We start from the raw sequence: 20018 nt of genomic DNA, 5'->3' as shown, positions 1-20018 counted from the left end.
GTTCACCCCTCTTTCTTTTCATTTAAATCCAGACTAATATCCAGGCTCTCAAAGGAATAGGTTAACCTGCCAACCGAAATTACATCCACACCACTCTCTGCAATACCACGAATGGTCTGAAGAGACACGTTACCGGATGCTTCAACCTTCACATGAGGAGCCTGTTCACGAATAAGTTCAACCGCTTCACGCATCCGCTCTGGATGCATGTTATCCAGCATAATGATATCTGCCCCGGCTTGCAAGGCTTCTCTCACCTGCTCCAGATTTTCAGTCTCCACTTCAATCGTCATCGTATGTGGGATAACGGTTCGCGCACGCTGTACCGCCTCGGTGATTCCGCCTGCACCCTTAATGTGGTTATCCTTAATCATAACGGCATCGTACAGTCCAAATCGATGACTCGCTCCGCCACCCACGCGCACTGCATACTTCTCAAGTAATCGGTGGCCCGGCGTTGTCTTACGTGTATCCACGAGTCTGGTCTCAAGACCATCCAGAATATCCACGTAGGCACGCGTACGCGTAGCTATTCCGGACATACGTTGCAGCAAGTTAAGTGCCAGTCGTTCCCCTGTAAGCAGTGAATGTGTACTTCCCTCTACCTCGGCCAAAATCGTGCCATGGGTAACCTTCTCTCCGTCTGTTACCTTCGGTGTAAATACAAGATCAGGATCAACGACCTGAAATACAAGTTCAGCCACGGTCATGCCTGCAATAATACCATTGTCTTTGGCGTGTATAATGGCCTTGGATTGGTTGCCTGCCGGGATCGTCGCACTTGTTGTAACGTCACCTGCACCAACATCTTCACGAAGCCAGTTTTTGATTGATTCGATAAGTCCTTCATTATATCCATTCAGTATCATGACATCAATTCCTCCACAATCGCTTGTTCTCGCTGCTGCAGGCTATGCTTCTGCCACACGATATCATCACGTGCCGGAAAATCCTCACGATAGTGAGCCCCACGACTCTCCTCGCGATGTAATGCACCGCTGGTAACTAACCAGGCACAGGTCAGAAGGTTGGCATACTCCAGCTCTTCCTTATGAGTGAGTGTCTGATCAAAAAATTGCAATTCCTGTTGCAGCTTGTCCATGGCCTTCTGCAGGTCCTCACCATTCCGGCGCAACCCTACCTGACGAACCATCATTTTCTGTAACCGTAAGCGTCTTTCGGATACCGGCTTTTGCTCTTCCATGATCTTGTTGATCTTGTTATTTATGTCCACAGATGAAGGCGTAGCCCCTCTTACTTGTAATAAACCAAGCGGAGGGAGAGATTGAATACGATCAACAATTCTCCGCCCAAATACAATCGCTTCTGATAAAGAATTGCTTGCCAGGCGGTTTGCTCCATGCACTCCTGTAGAAGACACTTCGCCACAAGCGAATAACCGAGAGATGCTACTCTCTCCACTAAGATCTGTTTTCACTCCACCCATCATGTAATGGGCAGCAGGTGCAACGGGAATCCAGTCTGTTGTCATGTCCAATCCATAACGCATACAAGTCTCATATATGGTAGGGAACCGATGCTTGATCATCTCTGGCCGTTCATGCGTAATGTCCAAGTACACAAAGGTACTGTTGGTGGACTCCATCTCACTAACAATCGCTCGTGCCACGATATCGCGTGGGGCCAGTTCAAGCTGGGCATGATAACGATCCATGAAGCGCTCGCCCTTGACATTGCGCAAATATGCCCCTTCACCGCGTACGGCTTCTGACACAAGGAAACGTGGGGCTCCCGGGTAACATAGGGAGGTGGGGTGGAATTGGATAAATTCCATGTCACGAACAATAGCCCCAGCCCGATAGGCCATGGCTACACCATCTGCAGTAGCTACATCCGGATTCGTCGTGTATCGGTACAGTTGTCCTGCTCCACCAGAGCAAAGAACAGTTGCCTGTGCCTTAACGAACACTTGGGATCCGTCATCCTTCAGAACCAGAGCGCCAATGCATTCCCCTCGATCTCGATCTGTAATCAGGTCAACAACAAAATGCTCATCCCATACTTCAATCCCGGGATGTTCATTCACTTCAACAGCAAGCGCACGTACAATCTCATATCCTGTTGCATCTCCGTTGGCATGCAAAATACGGCGGTGGCTATGCGCACCTTCCTGCGTCAACGCCAACTCGCCGTTCTCCAGATCAAATAAAGTACCCAAACGAATCAGTTCCTTCACTCCGTCCGGACCCTCATTCACCAATACCTCTACCGCTTCGGAGCGGCATAAGCCCGCTCCTGCTACAAGTGTGTCCTGCAAGTGGTAAGCAGGTGAATCATCCTCAGCAATAACCGCAGCGATGCCTCCCTGCGCATATCTGGTGTTACTTTCAAGTAAAGACTTCTTCGTGATCATTAATACACGTTGTTGTTCACTTGCCTTAATGGCGGTAAACAAACCAGCAATCCCTGAGCCTATAACCAGTACATCCGTCTCTACCATGGGTAGCGCAGACAGATCAAAATCAACTAAATATTGCGGTATCATGTTATTCACCTGTCTTGGAGCAAGAGTAGCGCATCCTACTTTACCAACAACATGCGCTCTAGTGATTCTCTGGCTTTGTCGGCAACGGCCGGTGGCACGTAGATTTGCGGCTTCATCGTTTCCAGGCATTTCACCAGTTTCTTCAAGTTGTTCACCTTCATGTTGGGGCATACGAGGAACTTGGTAGCAAAGTGGAACTGTTTATCCGGACTATCCAGACGAAGCTGATATCCTGTACCATCTTCGGTACCTACGATAAATTCCTTCGCTGATGAATTTTTGCAATACTCCAGAATAGCTGTTGTGCTGCCTACAAAATCACCCATTTCTACAACCTCAGGGCGACACTCTGGATGGACAACAAACTCTGCATTTGGATGCTTGGCTCTCATCTCCACCACATCTTTGACTGTGAGCATATCGTGAGTGTTGCAGTAACCTTCCCAGATAATCATTTTCTTGTCTGTATGCTGCTGCACATAATGTCCCAGGTTTTTATCCGGTACCCAGATAATTTCGTCGGAATCCACCGATTGAATAACCCGGACTGCATTCGCCGATGTACAACAGATGTCAGTCTCTGCTTTGATTTCAGCCGAGGAATTGATATACGTAACTACCTTGGCATTAGGATGTTGTGCTTTCAATTTGCGTAGTCCATCCACATTCACCATATCTGCCATTGGGCAGCCCGCACGTTCGTCCGGGATAATAACTGTTTTATTTGGCGCCAGAATTTTAGCGCTTTCACCCATAAAATGAACACCACAGAAAACGATCACATCCGCATCTGTCTGTGCTGCCTTCTGGGCTAACAGAAATGAATCTCCACGGAAGTCGGCAACCTCCTGTACTTCGTCACGTTGATAATAATGGGCAAGAATAATGGCATTTCGTTCCTTCTTCAACACCATAAGCCGCTCACGCAGCTCGCGGTTCATCTCAGCCTTGCGCTCTAAAGCCAGAGCTTCCACCTGTGATCCTCTCCTTTATCGGGACAGCGTCATGCGCTGTTTCGTGGGCTAACCTAGTCGTTATCTTCGCTTGAGAAACGAATCACAAGCGGTTTAACAACTAATTTACACAACGTTCACGACTCTGTCAATAAATGAAAAAGGCCCGGAACAGCGCTGTAACCACCTGTTTACTAACTGGTTCGCCATCTAACTCCCGTTTATCTTTATCTATCCTCTTTTAAAATAATGGATAAAAAAAGAGAGCCTCGAGGGCTCTCTTGATTTCACCTGCTATCATAGCCAGATGTATTGTGCATTAAGACGTTGGCTTAGTTCCGCCATCATCCGGGTTATTGTTATTACCCTTTTCCAGATTCGGAGCTTCGTTTGGAATATCTCCGGCTGGTGGCTCAGGCGTTTCATCTTTACCCTGAATACGAACGCGCACATCACCGATGGTGTCGATGATTGGCTCTCCGCCTTCAGTTGGTGTGCCTTCACCATCATTGTCATTCTCTGCTTTTGGAGTCAAAGAACCTGTTTCGATCAATTGCTTGATCTGATCCATTTCCAAAGTCTCAACCTCAAGCAAAGTTTGAGCGATCAGGTGCATCTCTTTTGAATGTTTAACAAGCAAGTCCTTACACTTCTCATAACAGTCATTGATAAAGCGTTGCATTTCCTGATCAATCTCGTAAGCAATGGAATCCGAGTAATTCTGTTCATGACCGATATCCCGACCAAGGAATACCTGTCCTTGTGAACTTCCGAATTGCATAGGTCCCAATTTCTCACTCATACCGTATTCCATAACCATGCTGCGAACAATACCTGTCGCTTGCTGGAAGTCACTGTATGCACCAGTACCAATTTCTCCGATGAACAATTCTTCAGCTACACGACCCCCGAGAAGTCCGGTTACTTTATCCAGCAATTCCTGCTTGGTAACCAGCATACGGTCTTCTTTTGGCAACATGATTACATATCCACCCGCACGTCCGCGCGGAATAATGGTCACTTTATGTACCATATCAGCATGTTCGAGGAAGTACCCTACAATGGTATGACCTGCTTCGTGATAAGCAACGATTCGTTTCTCGCGATCACTGATGACACGGCTTTTCTTCTCCGTACCAACGATGACACGGTCAATCGCTTCGTCAACTTCCTTCATGGAAATATCTTTACGGTTACGACGCGCTGCAAGTAATGCCGCTTCGTTCAAGAGATTCTCCAAATCCGCACCAGAGAAACCTGTTGTACGCTTCGCGATGATATCCATTTTCACATCTTTGGTCAGTGGTTTATTACGGGAATGTACTTTCAGGACAGCTTCACGACCTCTTACGTCAGGGCGGTCAACCGTAATTTGACGGTCAAAACGTCCAGGACGCAGCAAGGCAGGGTCCAAAATATCTGCACGGTTCGTTGCGGCTATGATGATAATACCTTCGTTAACTCCGAATCCGTCCATCTCAACGAGCAACTGGTTGAGTGTCTGTTCACGTTCATCGTGACCACCACCGAGACCAGCACCACGCTGACGTCCTACAGCATCAATCTCATCGATAAAGATGATACACGGGGCATTTTTCTTCGCATTTTCAAACAAATCACGTACACGTGATGCACCGACACCGACAAACATTTCCACGAAGTCGGAACCTGAAATAGTGAAGAATGGTACACCCGCTTCACCGGCTACGGCACGAGCGAGCAATGTTTTACCGGTACCTGGAGGGCCTACGAGCAACACGCCCTTAGGAATCCGTGCACCTACAGCTGCGAATTTACGAGGGTCTTTGAGGAAGTCTACAACCTCAACAAGTTCCTGTTTCTCTTCGTCAGCACCCGCAACATCTTCAAATGTAACCCGCTTCTTCTCTTCGTTGTAGAGACGAGCACGGCTTTTACCAAAGTTCATTACTTTACCGCCGCCGCCTTGAGCCTGATTAAACAGGAAGAAGAACAGCAGGAACATAATGATCAAAGGAATAAAGGAAGTCAGCAACGTCAACCAGATGCTGTCACCTTTCATTGGCTCCTGATGATATTGGAAATTGTTAGTTTCACTTGCAGCTACAAGCTCACTAATTGCCTCATCCGTAGGAGGAATATACGTTGAGAAATTTTCTGATTTGGCGCCATCAGGTGCCTTCTTGTATTGACCGGTCACGAGATACGTTTGACCGTTGAATTGAACCGTCAATTCAGAGACATTGTTGGCTTTGATCGCTGCACGCAACTGATCATATCTAGGATTATCGGTGGCTTCGCCGCCATTGCTGACGAACTGGACTATCCCCACCACAACTAAAAAAAGAATCAAATAAAAACCAGAATTCCGGATGAACCGATTCATCCCCTACCTCCTCTCGAGACACTTTAATTATTTTAACATAGCCCGACATGGCTTCTCAACAGAAGCCAAGAACAGCTCAAGGCTTGGGTCGGGCAGGATATTAGCTACTATAGACTTCCGGCTTCAAAATCCCGATATAGGGCAGGTTCCGGTACTTCTCCGCAAAATCCAAACCGTAACCAACGATGAACGCGTCAGGAATGTCAAAGCCTGTGTAATGAGCTTCCAACTCAACTTTACGGCCTGAAGGCTTGTCGAACAGCGTAACCACACGCACCGACTCGGCACCGCGGTTTTCTAGCAGTTCAATCAGATAGCTGAGTGTAAGTCCGCTGTCGATAATATCTTCGACAATCAGAACTTCCCGTCCTTCAACGGATACATCCAGATCCTTAATGATTTTGACAACACCTGATGACTTGGTTGAAGCGCCATAACTGGATACCGCCATAAAATCCATTTCAACAGGTACCGTTATGTTTTTAACCAAATCAGCCATAAATATAAACGCACCCTTGAGCACACAAATGACCAAAGGATTGCGATTTGCATATTCGGCACTTAGTGTTGCGCCTAATTCCTTGACTTTACTCTGAATTTCTTCTTCACTGATCAATACTTCCTGAATGTCGTTCTGCAACTGTGCGAACCTCCTAAGTTATACTATGAAAGCCTTACCTGAACCATAACCACTACCCCTGAATCGCTGAATCGCCTACAGTCATGTACAGGATTGCGGAAGTGCCCTCCCTGACAGGAGCCACATTGGACCGTCGAACACCCGGTAACCAGATGATATGACCTGCTCCATCACATACCACAGGAATACGTGGACGGACAGATGGGGGGATTTTCTCATCGATGAAAATATTTTTCACCTTTTTGCTTCCGTTTAATCCCATCACTTTCATGGTATCTCCAGGTAACCGTGAACGCACAACCAGCGGCATAAGCAGTTGATCCGCATCAAACGCGGCTTGATCCGCCGATTCCGGTACATGATAGTCCTCGGGACTCACCGTCATCAACCGAATATGCCGGTTAATTGGGGTGAGTGAAAGCTCATAAGTTCCACTCCATTGCGCAAGACGATATTCGTAAGATTGATCCTGTACGTCCGTCCGTATGCCAAAAGAAATCAGATTATACTCCCGAGTGCAGGCGAGTGTCTGTCCTATATCCAGGCTCCAGGTCGTCACATGGGTCTCCATGACCTTGTGCCGAATGGTTTCTATACGGGTAAAGTCGACAAAATCACTGTCCAAAGGCAGATAATTCAATATTAGTTTAATCAACCTTCGTTGTAAAGCGACATGTAACTTCAAGAAGGAAGGCACCTCAAAGGTTTGCCTTCCGCCGTTCACCTGCACTAGACACCTGTATGTGTCATGTGCACTCTGCTCCATGAAATCGTCTTCATCACCCACAATTTCGGCAAGCCGATTCAATGACGGCGTGAGTTGTCCATTATACTGCCCCAAAAAAGGAAGCACATCCAAGCGAATGGCATTACGCCGATATTTACGCAGGGCGTTGCTCTCATCATTGAAATACATAAAACCCTGGGTATTACAAGCTTCTACAAGGTCTGTCTTGTTTATACGAAGGCATGGACGAATAAGTTCCACATTTTTTTCTCGTCTTTTAAACTTCATTCCTGAGAGTCCCGACAAGCCGGTTCCACGAAGCAAATGAAGCATGACCGTCTCCGCCTGATCATCGGCATGATGTGCCAAAGCGATGCTTGCTGCATTATATTTGGAAGCCACTTCATGAAGAAAGGCATATCGCTTGTTGCGGGCTGCTTCCTGTGGTCCTTGACCCGTCAACTCCATATATGAAGGTACATCGGCCTTGGTCCATTCAAATGGTATACCAAGCAGCTGTGCCAGTTCCATCATTTTCTCCGCTTCGTCATCAGATTCACTCCGGAAGCCATGATGTACATGGGCACAGATCAATTCAAGTGGCACATGCCGCTTGCTGATCTCGTGCATGATATGCAAAAAAGCTACCGAGTCCGGCCCGCCCGATACTGCGACGACAATCCGATCCCCGGGAACCCATAACTGATGCTCTTCCGCTGCATCCAGCACGTTCTTCACCAGCATGTTCCAGCGTAAAGCCTCCATACCTGTTCCTCATTCCTTGCGTTATGTATATGCACTCTCACAGATCAAAAAAGTAGTGCATAGATGAGCACTCCAATAAGTAATATCACAGATACAGCAAATGCGTTTTTAAGCCAGCGCGGTGTTGTACTTTTGGAACGACGGCGGAGAGGCGTGGGGCGTGCCATCATTTCCTTCCACCCTTGTGCCGCATGACCTGCATCACGAAACTGACCTCGTAAAGCCTGATTAGTCCAATTGCGAAAAGGACCCAGTCGTTCACTGCGTTCCACCAGCGCTACAAGCTGATTCACACTTCGCAGTTGCGGTAATCCTTCGGCTGCCAGTGCCTTGAGCGCGTCTGCTTCAAGTACATGAATCAACAATAGTGCAAATGCAAATACATCATAGGTACCATCTGCCGTACGGCTGCCTGCATTCCAGAAGCCCCGATCATACCATTCGGTGAACTGTTTGACGCTTCGACCAATAGACGTAACTCCGCCATAGTCGATCAATTCCACCTGCCCATAGTCGGATACCAACACATTCTGAGGTTTGAGATCACCAAACACCCATCCCGCCTGATGCAATTGTGCCAGCTTCTGCAAGAGTCTAAGTCCCACCAGAAGTGTCCAGTCTGTCCCCTGACGCCGAATGAAGTGATGAAGTGCCTCACCTCGAACGTAACGCATCACATAAAAGGGAATATCCCGGCCACGAACGGCATAATCATCCACATCTTTAAGATAGGAAGGAATGCCGCTCTGCCGAAGGGCCTCATGATTACGCTGTAGTTGAAAAGATTTGAGCACATTGACTTCCGATTGCAGATCAACCGGATCAAATCCCATTTTTAGCGCGTAGTGTTTGCCATTTTCACCCCGTTGGACAAGAAAAACGATGCCATTAGCTCCTTTGCCCAGTAGCTTCCGAATCGTGTAACGACTGCGATTCCATTTCCCTGTAACCACGGTTCCTGGCGGGAAAGAGGCGTCAGACAACGTTGTCACCGAGCATCCCTTCTCTTTCAATGCGATAGTTCCCTTCTATTTCCTGCTGTTTCTCCAGTGTACCATAACGGTAAAAATCAATCACCTTCTGAATTGCAGGACCTGTCGGCGTTGCACCCTTCATCTGCAACCTTCCAAACAGGGACCGAACACGGCCTGGATCCGTTGTCCAGTCAATATCCATTACCGCATCTTCTCCACTGTGTCGTCCGGGAAAATGAAATACGGAAAGCTTGCTCTGACCTATACGCGCCTGCAAACTTAACATTAAATCACGAATGCCTTCTTCCACCGCAGCCAGTTTGGGCTTCATGCTGGCACTGACGTCTATTAGCAATATAACCTGTAAGGCTGTAGTTTCAGCCATGTCATCCATCACTTCCACGACCCGGGCGCGTTGTGCAGGCTCCAGATCGGTTACCGTTTTGGGCTCCTTCTCTCCCAAAATTTGTGTTAACTCTCTATTAACCGCCTGCTGAATGGTCTGAACCACCGTTTTCCTTGTCATCATCTGCATCGTATGGGCAAGCTGCCGTGTACCTACAATTTGACTGATTCCACCTCCGGCTCTGGCAATATCCTCAATCTCCCGACTGCCCAACTCACCAATGGTTCCATAATCAATCACACCAACCACATTAACCGTAATTCCCTCTTCCTGTGCTTCGGCCGCTGCCAGCACCGGACTTGGTCCTACATTGGAACAACCGTCGGTAATCAATAAGATTTGCTTCATCCGATATCCCTCCGTTATTCGTTACTCTCCAACTCTATGACTAGCATTGCCAGAATGAAGAGACTTCAAACAGAAGAATATGCAATTAACTGACGGTCCGTGGACGCTCCATTCGGTTGATGCCAGGCACACGCAGTGTGGCCCATTCAGGGCGGAAATGCTCTACTTTTCCAACAACGACGGTCATATCATCCAATATCTCATGCTGCTGATATCTTATGACACTTTCAAGCAGGCAATCGGCCAAATCTTGTGGATCATCTGTATCAATCTCTTGAATGAGCCGTTTCATCCATAACTCTTTGTTCACCGCATACCCCGGTGCATCATAGATGCCATCCGTCATCATAATGAGGATATCCCCTGGTTGTAGCTGTACTGTCACCAAATCCACTTCAATATCTTTAATAATACCGATTGGCAAATTGCTGGCTGAAACCTGAATAACCTCCTGTCCTCGTTTGATAAAACTTGGCGTCGATCCGATTTTCATAAACGTTGTCTCTGCCGTATATTCATCAATCAGTGCCATATCCACTGTGGCATACATCTCTTCAGGGGAGCGCAGCATCAGAACGGAGTTCACGGATTTGATCGCCAGTTTCTCGTCCATGCCGGACTGTAACAACTGCTCCAGTATGTTCAGCGCCGCGCTGCTCTCCATGCGTGCCCGTTCTCCATTGCCCATTCCATCACTGAGTGCCACTGCAAATGTACCGTTGCCTAACTCAACCGTACTGAAGCTGTCGCCTGACATCACATCTCCCCCTTTTGCGGCGGCAGCAACACCCGTGGTAACCTCGAAGGTTTTGGCCGAACCAAACGTGACGGTTGCCAGTCCCTGACGAGGATCGGTCATGGTCTCATGCAAGACGGCAATATGCTCGTCCAGTACATCCGAGATCAGCGGAGCAATCATTTTCCGGCACTCATCGAATCCACGTGTATATGCATGTACAATCTCAATCTCTACATTGCCCGCTTCCAGATTGATGATCTCAATGGAGTGAATGGACAAACCTAATGACTCCAGTGCGTCCCGAATCTGCTCCTCCTGCTGTACCATCTCATCACTTTCCCGCTGAATTTCTTTGGCCAGGTCCTCCATGACCTGAGATACACCGGACAATTGCTCTGCAACCAGTTGCCGGCTATCAATAATTTGACGCTTCCATTGCATGTTATGTTGATGCAGTCCATACTGGGCACGCATGACTTCAAGTACCTCTTCCGGCTTCGCACACACCCTGTTCCAGTCCACTGGAATCTGCTTGCCTGAGATCTCCGGATTTGCTTCAATCGTACTCATCACGTCCGTCATATATTTGTAGGTTTGAATAAACTTTGCATCCCAGCATTGTGTACGCTTGAAGCAGCTTGCACATGTGCCCTCGGCAACCGCATTCATGAAATGATCCATTCCACCTTCTTTCTGTACTTGTTCGCCCGCCCCGGACATCTGATCAAAGCTGCGTGACAATTGACGGAATACCTGCGAGAATCGGGTTACCCGTTCTGCCGTGATATCCCGTATCCGTTTGGCATACTCATGCTGGGATTTCGTATGATCCTGCGTACCCGGTACATATTTGGATATCGCCGTCATCAGGCTTTTAGGTGTTAACATGAATAGTACGATAGCTGCACACGTCTCCCATAATGAGTTCATAACGTCGCCCGGTCCTCCCAGATATATGGATAGAATGGACGAACCCAGTAGCATGCCCAGTGCAACCGCCGCACGTTTGCCTTCTCGAAGCATACCCGCCAGCATCCCGGCAAAAGCAAGGAGGCTCATCTGATATACCGCTGACATGTCAGCCAGACTCAGAATCAAGCCGGTAATAACCCCAACTGAGGCTCCCAGGGGGGCTCCGCCCACCAGCGCAAAGATTAATATGAGATAACGGGAGAGCATATGCTCGACGGATAAAGACTGAATGGTCCACCCTACGGCTCCCGTCATAACGGAAGCGAGCAATATGATCAGGCAGAGGATCTCCTCGTTCTTTAGGCTGAACTTTTTTTTGCGGTAGGTGAAGATCGGTATGGCTTGTATAAAAACAAGGGTGAGCACAAAGCTTAGTACGGAATCCATCGTGAGCATCAGCATGGCGTACCAACTGAAGGATGGCCCGATCACAACCGCGAATAATTTGACCATAAATGTAGTCGTAAACACCATCGTTGGCGCATAAGATAATTCAGCACGATCATATGACTCCAGACCGCGGAAGAGCAGATAAAAGATGGCGATCTCCGATGCAACAATGAGTGGTACTGGAAACGGTGCAAAGAGACTGCCTGCGAGAAGTGCAGCGCCTACCGGAATGATGTAATCCCTGCGCATGAAAGCAATTACGGCAAAGTACGCAATGGCAAAGGGAGATAACTCATTCAGAATCATTGCCTTTCCGAGCAGGAAACCCATAAACGTAAGCAGCAGTACCCATTTGCGGGAAGCAACCATCTGGACAGCCTTGCGGGAGCCAAGCCAATGTTTCAGACGTACCGACAGCTCCTCCCGAGCTTCCGTACCACCTTTACCTGCTTTCATTCCCGGAAATTGAATGACATTCCACTTTTCCATCATCCTCAAGGCACCCCATTCGATTAATTTGAATTTTCGTGTTTCGTTCTCGATGGTTCTGATTATAGATAGAATAGAAGACGTAGTTTGTCAGAATAGGTGGGCAGGGTCCAAAAAGTTTACGACAAAAGAAATGAGTCTGGCGCGGTGGAGCGAAACCCCCGGCCTTATTGTAGTTTCATTCATTCCCCTACTTGATTCCGACAAACGGAATGTCTGATTTTGAACCGGAGATGGTTGGGTCTCGCCACCATTTGAGCAGGATAACTGTGGAATGCCACGGAAACCTGTCGGTAAAAAATGGTAGACGACAAATGTTCTTATGGTTCCATTTTGCCGTGCAGAAAAACTGGGGATATGGAGCTTCATCTTACAAAAAAAGCTATTCAACTACTCATCTGTGAAAGAAACGCAAAAAAACCGTTAGCCCATAGGCTAACGGTTTTACTTATATGTTTAGATCAGGTTGTGACAGATTACACACGCTTGGCTCCACGGCCTCCGCGTTTGCCTTCTGTGTTCTTCTTAAGCGAAGAGATCCGCTCTTCACTATCTTTCAGGAAGCGTGACATTTTATCCTCAAATGAAGGTTTGCCTGCTGCGGGCTTGAAAGAACGGCCTCCGCGGTCACCACGGTTAAATCCACCGCCGCCACCACCACGACCTTGGCCACCACTTGGGCCTCCGCCGCTGAATCGTTCGCGATCTCCTCCACTGCGTTCCGGTCTAGGAGCTCTCGGGGGTCTAGATTGGGTTTGTTGCTCAACCGGTTTGTCAACAGCTTGCTTAATGGAAAGTCCGATCTTGCCATCCTTGTCAACGTTGATAACCTTCACTGTAACGAGGTCATTCAGCTTCAGGTGGTCGTTGACATCTTTGACGTAATTGTCGGCGATTTCCGAGATGTGAACGAGACCCGTGACACCTCCTGACAGATCCACAAATGCTCCAAAATGCGTGATTCCTGTCACCTTGCCCTCTAACTTGGTGCCCACTTCAATTGCCATAGAATAAAATGATCCTCCCTTAAAAATATACAACCCGATTTTTTGAATGCCAAAATCAATGCTGCGCTAATGTAATTATACCTTATGCCATAAACCAAGGTCAACTGAACACTACCCCATCAGAGAGCCTATTTTTTCCGGTTTAACGGCTTCAGACACACGGATAACAAACCTAGCTCGGTAATAGACCGAATTCCATCAGTTCCCTGACTCTTCAACCTGGATCGGCGTTTCCTCAGGAAGATAATATCCTTTTTTCCGTGCCAGCTGTCCTATGTATTCAGGGTCATTCAACCGGCTGACTTCGTACTTCAACTGTTCCAGCTTCTTCAACGTATCTTCCTTTGAAGCTTGCTGAGTGGCCAGATGAGAACTCTTGTCCGAAATTTGTGCAGTCTGCACAAGGAATGTATATCCTGCCCATATTACAAATACAATCATAAACGTCATCCAAAGCATGAGGCGCCTTTTTGCACCGGCAGATTTTCCTTGGTTAGTTGGAGCCTTTGATCTGCCCACAGGTGTTTTACCCATTACGGACCTCCTTAAAACCAGCGTTTCCACATCGCTGCAATTCTTGTACCCACACGGATCATGAAGCGTGGCGTTACCCAATGTTTCAGGAGCGGCCTAAACATCCAGCGGAACAACTTGCCGAAAGGTACCAAACACTGCAGCACCAGCCTGCCCAGGAATAATAGTATCGCAATTACAAAACCGAATAATACGCGAATTAACTTATAAATTCCTTTAGCCGGCATAACGATCAGGATGTTAAGGATATGTCCACACCAATGAATCAGCGTTCTTGCGAGTTTAATTAACATTACCACAAAACGCTGGGTTGTAACACTTAAAAGCCAAAAATAGAAGCAAACCCCTATAATCAGCCCCAAAAAGACATAAAACCGCAACTGTCCGTGGTTTCCGGCGTATAGCATCCGAAAAACGAACAGCGCGGAAGCAACCCAGTACAACAGATCGAGCGTGTGAATACTCCATCTCGGAAACCGCAGCTGTCCGGACAGTACCCGGTAACTGTCGTAGGCCATTCCCATCACGACCCCCGAAGTAAGCATCCACATCAATGTGATCCATTGAGTATCCGGACTCATCGGAACATCTTGCCAAACAGGCCTTTACCATTTTTGGACTGGGAACCGGGGTCCAGATATTGGAGCGAACTGACTGTGCCTTCAATGGATAACAGACCTTCCTCCAGGCTCAGGTTTTTGATATGTAAATTGTGCCCCCGGATGGTCAGATGCCCAAGTTCAGTCTGCAGCAAAAATTCCTCACTGTCGAAGCTCTCCACGTTGGAGACACCCGTCAGATCCAGCAGTTTCCGATTCTGCATGCTCAGATGATGCTGTTTGGCCTTACCGTGCTCAACCATGGCATGTACCCCTCCTTCTTACACCTAGCTTATGGATGAGGAGGTTGGAATAGAACCAGCGTTGTTGAACAAATAACCCGGTATCCAGTAAAAAACAAAAACGCCTTCCCTGTTACAGGAGGACGTTTCGATTCAACTTGCATTGAATGAATAATTATTACCAGATGTACTGTTACCAGTTCATTCCGTTATCCTTGGCGATCGGCTCTTCCTTCACCAAGGTGTAGAGGCTGCTCGCCTCATCCTTCTTGGTACTCTCGGCAATTCGTTCCACCCTCACGGTGACCAGTTTCTGACCGAACTGAACCGTCAGCTCATCGCCCACTTTGACAGCGGCGCTGGGCTTTGCTTCACGTCCGTTCACCAGAACACGTCCCTGTTCAGAGACGTCCTTGGCCACAGTGCGGCGTTTGATTAGCCGGGAGACCTTCAGGAATTTATCAAGACGCATTATTTTACGGCTTCTTTAAGTTTGTTGCCTGCTTTGAATGCAGGAACAGTGGACTCAGGAATCACGATTTCATTCCCTGTTTGTGGGTTACGTCCGGTACGACCGGAACGTTTGCGGGTCTCAAAAGTGCCAAAGCCGATCAATTGTACTTTGTCTCCGCTGGCAAGTGCATCTGTAATTTCTCCCAAAAAGCCGTTCAATACGGACTCAACGTCTTTTTTAGTCAAACCACTTTTGGTTGAAATGTTGTTAATCAGATCTGTTTTGTTCATTTTTAAAAGCCTCCCAAATTGAAAAAAAAGTATCTGCGATTCCTGACAATGCATCGATTGCCGCTGATTCGCGTTAGGTCACTACACATGTATTCTGGCTTGGTATCTGAAATCCTGCCTTGGTCCGCGACTTTTTTTAGCTTTTTGTCGATGGTCCGCAGGCAACAGTCTAAGACCAATACCCGAAACCATCTGTCGCTAAACACCAACTCCAATTTACACAGATGAACACATGTTCGTATTATCATAACACACTGCATAGCATGAATGGAATAAAGTTATCTGGCTTTCCCAGAAAATTGAACCCGTTATAATCCTGCCTTCTTCGCATCCTGCCAGAATTGCTCCATCTCTTCTACATTGCTATCTGCTGGTGTTCTTCCCTGTTCACGCAAACGCTCCTCGATGTACTGGAACCGCCCGACGAACTTGCGGTTGGTCGCAGCAAGCGCCTCTTCCGGGTCCGTATCGATGAATCTTGCAACGTTCGCGGCTGCGAATAATAAATCACCCAGTTCGAGCTTCCGTTCTTCCGCAGACTGGCCTTGTTGCACCGCTTCTTTCAACTCCGCTAGTTCTTCCTCGATCTTGGCAAACACACCTTCAACATCATCCCAGTCAAAGCCTACTTTGGCTGCTTTCTTCTGTAACTTGTATCCCTTCATCAATGCAGGCAAGTCACGCGGTATACCATCCAACACGGAAACCTTCTGCTGATCCTGGCCTTTACGCTTCTTCTCCTCTGCCTTCATCTGTTCCCAGTTCTGAAGAGCTTCATTCGCATCTTCTGCCTGATTATCTCCAAAAACATGTGGATGGCGGAAGATTAGCTTATCATTCAAACCTTCGATGACATCATACACATTAAATGTGCCCACTTCTTCTTCCATCTGGGAGTGCAATAAAATCTGCAGCAGCAGATCACCCAGCTCTTCTTTCATATGGTCGGGGTCATCCTCATCGATCGTCTCAATGACCTCATAGGTCTCTTCAATCAGGTTTTTGCGAATGGACTGATGTGTCTGCTCCTGATCCCATGGACAGCCACCCGGACTGCGAAGAATATTGACGATCTCATGTAAACGCGCAAAGGATCTGCGACGCAGGGCATCATCAGTGTTCTTCGGCACATAGATCAGTGACAGATTGCCGTACCCTTCGATCCGGTCCAGTTCATGCAATGGAATCTTGTGAATGACCTCCTGGTCCTGTACACCCAACGCGTGACCAACAAATACCGGATAATCATCCGGGTAAACCTCCATCAGGCATAGCTTCACATCCGAAGCAGTGAACACATCGTAGACTTGTCCGACCAACGTATGTAACTGTGGTTGTACCAGTTCTGTGTTCAGGCTGCTGGCATCCAGGAGTTGAAACCCTTCGATTGGATCGAATCCAAGTCGTATAAAAGCTTCATCTAGGAAGCTCTCCCCGCCCATGACACGCAATGAGATACCCATCTGCGGACAACGTTCTTTGAGCAGGCGTACACTTGCTTCTGCTACCATCGGATGACCGGGTACGGCATACACAATCTCCGTTCCGGCCTCACCCTTGCGAGCGGCTTCTATCAGTTGATTCGCGATCTCATCATATACCTCGGGGAAGGAGGACTTCGCCTCATAGATGCCATCAAATGATGTCATCTCTAGTCCCTCCTGCTTCAGATCATTCAATACGGGATGATCCAGGGTACGTACATACAGCGTAGCTGCCTGTTTCATTTTTTTGATAATACCTACGGTCAGTTGGTCTGCATCTCCAGATCCAAGACCCACTACGGTTAAAGCTGCACTCATTACATAAACCTCCATCCGGACTACCCTGTCCAGGCTCATAATCATCGTGTCTGAACAGGACTAATTACATGTATTATACCAGAATCATTCGATATCCTATAATTGTATATTAGCTGTGCTGGGTGTAGAAGCACCGTGAGCATGGAGCTAGCGCAGCACACGCAGTCTGTGCAGCAGCTTGGCAAGGCGAGGCCCCAGCTTGGGCACGGCCGCCAGCTCTGCGGCGGTAAGTAGCCCTGTCCGGGCCGCCGCCAGCAAGAACACGGCCGAGCCTGCGGCAATGCCCAGCAGGCTCACGCCCATCGCGGCCAGCCGACGGTCAGCCGCGATACCCATGCCGCCGAGTACCGCTTCGGCGGCCCAGGCCGTGCCTACCGCCGCCAGACTCATGGCGGCGATCACCAGCGCCGGCTTCGCCAGGACGGCGCCAGGGGCAGGGCGCAGGGCGACAAGTCGCGCCAGCAGCGCCACATTCAGGCCAGCCGCCAGCATATAGGCGACTGCGCCTGCCAGGGCCGCGCCGCTGATGCCCAGCGCCGGCACAAGCATGACGTTCAGCAGCGCCTTGACGCCTGCGGCGGCCAGCATGCTGAACGCGGGTGCACGCACGGCGCCGAGGCCTTGCAGCAGCGCCGCCGCAATAATGCTGACGGTGCTGCCCGCAGCCGTCAGCGCCATGTACCGCAGTGCTTCGGTGCCTGCGGCATCTCCGTACAGCATGCGGTTAATCGGCTCCGCCAGCACCGCGAGACCCGCGGATGCCGCCAGGCCGATCAACCAGAACCAGCGCAGCGCGAGGCCTGCTTGCTGCCGGACGGCTTCTGGCCCGCCCTTTAATCGGGCTTCCGCCATCGCCGGAATAAACAGCACAGATAGTGACGTAGCCAGCATCGTCACCAGTTGAACCAGCGGCAATCCACGGTTGTAGATGCCAAAGGAAACCATCGACTGAAGCTCATCCAGTCCTTCTCCCCGCAGCAATCGGGGCACGGTGAAGGTATCTACCAGATTCATCAGCGGTACAGCCAGCGACCCGAGACAGACGGGAATGGCGTACATGAGCAGCGTCTTGATCCACTCACCATTGGATCGTGATCGTTCTGCCAGAGCGGGGCTAACAGCACTCACCATTTTCCTCTGTGGCGTAACCGGTCTATGCTCTTGATGCTCCTGACGTTCTGATCCAACCTCTCCGCCATTACTGCTCCATTCCAAATCCAATTGCCCTGTGACCACTTCCCTGTCTTTCCGCCGATGACGCACCATGTATCCTAACATGGTTAACAGCCCAACCATTCCACCAGCAACGGAGCCCATCATTGCACCAGCGGCAATAGTCTCAAGCGAAGCGTCTCGTCTCATCAACCATAAAAGCAGAACAATCATGACGGTGACACGTATCGTCTGCTCCACCACTTGCGATACCGCTGTTGGGACCATCTGCTGTAACCCCTGGAAATATCCACGCAGCCCGGTCATCACCGGAACAAATAACAACGCCCACGAAGCTGCACGAATCGATGGAACCACATGTCGATTGCCAATCATGTCAGCGATTAGCGGCGCACCAGCATACATCAAGAGCGCCATAACAAGTCCTATTCCCCCGAGCAGCAGGGAAGATAACCGGATGATCCTCCTGCTCTCGTCCGGTCTCCCCAGTGCATTCTGCTCTGCTACGAATTTGGATACGGCCAGAGGCAGCCCGGCAGCAGCAAGCGTAACAATGAGCATATATAACGGATACACCGTATTGTAAATGCCAAAAACACCGTCTCCCCCCAGATTCTGCAACGGAATCTTTTGAAAAGCACCAATGATTTTGGAGATAATGGCGGCAAGACCAAGTATAAATGCACCCTGTAGCAGCCTTGAGCCTGTAGACGGCTGTTTCATAAGTCCCTCCTGCATAATCCTTTTAAGCATACCTTGTTATTATACCTGCCTGAGGGCATACAGACTAACTCTGCATCATGACACTTGTCTTGATCAACGCCTTCCCCTTGAAATGCAAAAACTCCCGTATGCCCAAGACAGGGCACCAGGAGTTGATCTGCGGTCTATTGTTCCATTTGCTTGCCAAGGAAACCAGCAGCTGTCTCGGACATCTTCACTTCCATCTGAGACATCTTCACCGATTCATCCTTATTGAACAGGATAACCGTTCCGATGGGGTCACCACCTGAAATAATCGGCGCAATAACAAAAGAGGATAACGTCTCGTCATGATCTTTGCTAAGCTCATAAGAACCGTTGTTGGTTTCCAAAATGGTCTTTCTGTTTTCCATACATCCCTCTAACAGTTGGCCTACCTGCTTGTCCAAATACTCTTTTTTCGAACCACCTGCCACCGTGATAATGGTATCCCGGTCAGAAATCATCGTTACATGTCCTGTACTCTCATACAGGGATTCTGCATATTCTTTGGCAAAATCACCAAGTTCGCCAATTGGCGAATATTTTTTAAGGATAACTTCTCCATCACGATCCACGAAAATTTCCAGTGGATCACCTTCACGAATACGTAACGTACGGCGGATTTCTTTTGGAATGACCACACGACCAAGGTCATCTATACGGCGGACAATACCAGTAGCTTTCATTTCACATGTTGCCCCACTTTCTCGAGAAGATTTTTCAACTACTGTTCCTTAATGGGTAGAGGAAAGTCCCAGAACGTTTAGTGTGATATCTTGACCATAGTATTCATCTGTTCCCATTTCCTTATACATGCTTCGGAGAATATAGTTGTGTAACTTTCGAAGAAGGCGACCATGTACCCATACGGCTTGAATATATAAAAGAAGAAGCAAGAA

18 protein-coding genes are annotated in these 20018 nt (G+C 48.6%); all 18 read right to left on the bottom strand.

What is annotated here, in order from left to right:
- Window positions 1–2: 2 nt before the first annotated feature.
- The gene (gene nadC / locus ACETMN_RS00325) at window positions 3–869 is read right to left on the bottom strand and encodes a carboxylating nicotinate-nucleotide diphosphorylase (RefSeq protein WP_091018314.1); all 867 of its coding nucleotides are present in this window, start codon (window positions 867–869) and stop codon (window positions 3–5) included.
- Entirely contained in the window at window positions 866–2506 is a 1641-nt protein-coding gene (gene nadB / locus ACETMN_RS00320) for an L-aspartate oxidase (RefSeq protein ID WP_091018315.1), read from the bottom strand. The genes nadC and nadB overlap by 4 nt, the downstream gene beginning before the upstream one ends.
- Window positions 2507–2541: 35 nt before the next feature.
- Window positions 2542–3480 carry a quinolinate synthase NadA gene (nadA, locus tag ACETMN_RS00315; protein ID WP_036606114.1) on the bottom strand — a complete coding sequence of 313 codons (939 nt, stop codon included), beginning with the start codon at window positions 3478–3480 and terminating at the stop codon, window positions 2542–2544.
- A 298-nt stretch (window positions 3481–3778) separates the two neighbouring features.
- Entirely contained in the window at window positions 3779–5824 is a 2046-nt protein-coding gene (gene ftsH, locus ACETMN_RS00310; RefSeq protein WP_036606115.1) for an ATP-dependent zinc metalloprotease FtsH, read from the bottom strand.
- Window positions 5825–5924: 100 nt separating this feature from the next.
- Window positions 5925–6464, bottom strand: coding sequence for a hypoxanthine phosphoribosyltransferase (gene hpt / locus ACETMN_RS00305; protein WP_017691352.1), 540 nt, complete (start codon window positions 6462–6464; stop codon window positions 5925–5927).
- 52 nt (window positions 6465–6516) lie between these two features.
- Window positions 6517–7956, bottom strand: a complete 1440-nt coding sequence (gene tilS / locus ACETMN_RS00300; RefSeq protein ID WP_091018317.1) for a tRNA lysidine(34) synthetase TilS — start codon at window positions 7954–7956, stop codon at window positions 6517–6519.
- 44 nt (window positions 7957–8000) lie between these two features.
- Complete coding sequence (locus ACETMN_RS00295; RefSeq protein WP_091018319.1) at window positions 8001–8948, bottom strand: serine/threonine protein kinase; 948 nt, start codon at window positions 8946–8948, stop codon at window positions 8001–8003.
- Entirely contained in the window at window positions 8932–9684 is a 753-nt protein-coding gene (locus ACETMN_RS00290; protein WP_091018321.1) for a VWA domain-containing protein, read from the bottom strand. Before ACETMN_RS00290 ends, ACETMN_RS00295 begins: the two co-directional genes overlap by 17 nt.
- A gap of 85 nt (window positions 9685–9769) precedes the next feature.
- A complete protein-coding gene (gene spoIIE, locus ACETMN_RS00285) occupies window positions 9770–12277 on the bottom strand; it encodes a stage II sporulation protein E (protein WP_179198589.1) in 2508 nt (835 codons plus the stop codon).
- 473 nt (window positions 12278–12750) lie between these two features.
- A complete protein-coding gene (locus tag ACETMN_RS00280) occupies window positions 12751–13281 on the bottom strand; it encodes a S1 domain-containing RNA-binding protein (RefSeq protein WP_017691357.1) in 531 nt (176 codons plus the stop codon).
- A 198-nt stretch (window positions 13282–13479) separates the two neighbouring features.
- Complete coding sequence (locus ACETMN_RS00275) at window positions 13480–13815, bottom strand: FtsB family cell division protein (protein ID WP_017691358.1); 336 nt, start codon at window positions 13813–13815, stop codon at window positions 13480–13482.
- 11 nt (window positions 13816–13826) lie between these two features.
- Entirely contained in the window at window positions 13827–14396 is a 570-nt protein-coding gene (gene yabQ / locus ACETMN_RS00270) for a spore cortex biosynthesis protein YabQ (RefSeq protein WP_017691359.1), read from the bottom strand.
- Window positions 14393–14677, bottom strand: coding sequence for a sporulation protein YabP (yabP, locus tag ACETMN_RS00265; protein ID WP_036606119.1), 285 nt, complete (start codon window positions 14675–14677; stop codon window positions 14393–14395). Before yabP ends, yabQ begins: the two co-directional genes overlap by 4 nt.
- Before the next feature lie 172 nt (window positions 14678–14849).
- Window positions 14850–15128, bottom strand: a complete 279-nt coding sequence (locus ACETMN_RS00260; protein WP_017691361.1) for an RNA-binding S4 domain-containing protein — start codon at window positions 15126–15128, stop codon at window positions 14850–14852.
- Entirely contained in the window at window positions 15128–15400 is a 273-nt protein-coding gene (locus ACETMN_RS00255) for an HU family DNA-binding protein (protein ID WP_017691362.1), read from the bottom strand. The genes ACETMN_RS00260 and ACETMN_RS00255 overlap by 1 nt, the downstream gene beginning before the upstream one ends.
- A 308-nt stretch (window positions 15401–15708) precedes the next feature.
- Window positions 15709–17202 carry a nucleoside triphosphate pyrophosphohydrolase gene (gene mazG, locus ACETMN_RS00250; RefSeq protein WP_091018323.1) on the bottom strand — a complete coding sequence of 498 codons (1494 nt, stop codon included), beginning with the start codon at window positions 17200–17202 and terminating at the stop codon, window positions 15709–15711.
- Window positions 17203–17349: 147 nt separating this feature from the next.
- Entirely contained in the window at window positions 17350–19098 is a 1749-nt protein-coding gene (locus tag ACETMN_RS00245; RefSeq protein WP_091018324.1) for a polysaccharide biosynthesis protein, read from the bottom strand.
- A 164-nt stretch (window positions 19099–19262) separates the two neighbouring features.
- On the bottom strand, window positions 19263–19805 hold the full coding sequence (gene spoVT, locus ACETMN_RS00240) for a stage V sporulation protein T (RefSeq protein WP_036606123.1): 543 nt from the start codon (window positions 19803–19805) through the stop codon (window positions 19263–19265).
- Between the last annotated feature and the right edge of the window lie 213 nt (window positions 19806–20018).

It is taken from the genome of Paenibacillus sp. M2, assembly GCF_046713495.1.
Taxonomy (GTDB): domain Bacteria; phylum Bacillota; class Bacilli; order Paenibacillales; family Paenibacillaceae; genus Paenibacillus; species Paenibacillus amylolyticus_B.
The sequence above is the reverse complement of the archived record's forward strand: the minus strand, read 5'-3'. Positions and strand labels throughout refer to the sequence as shown.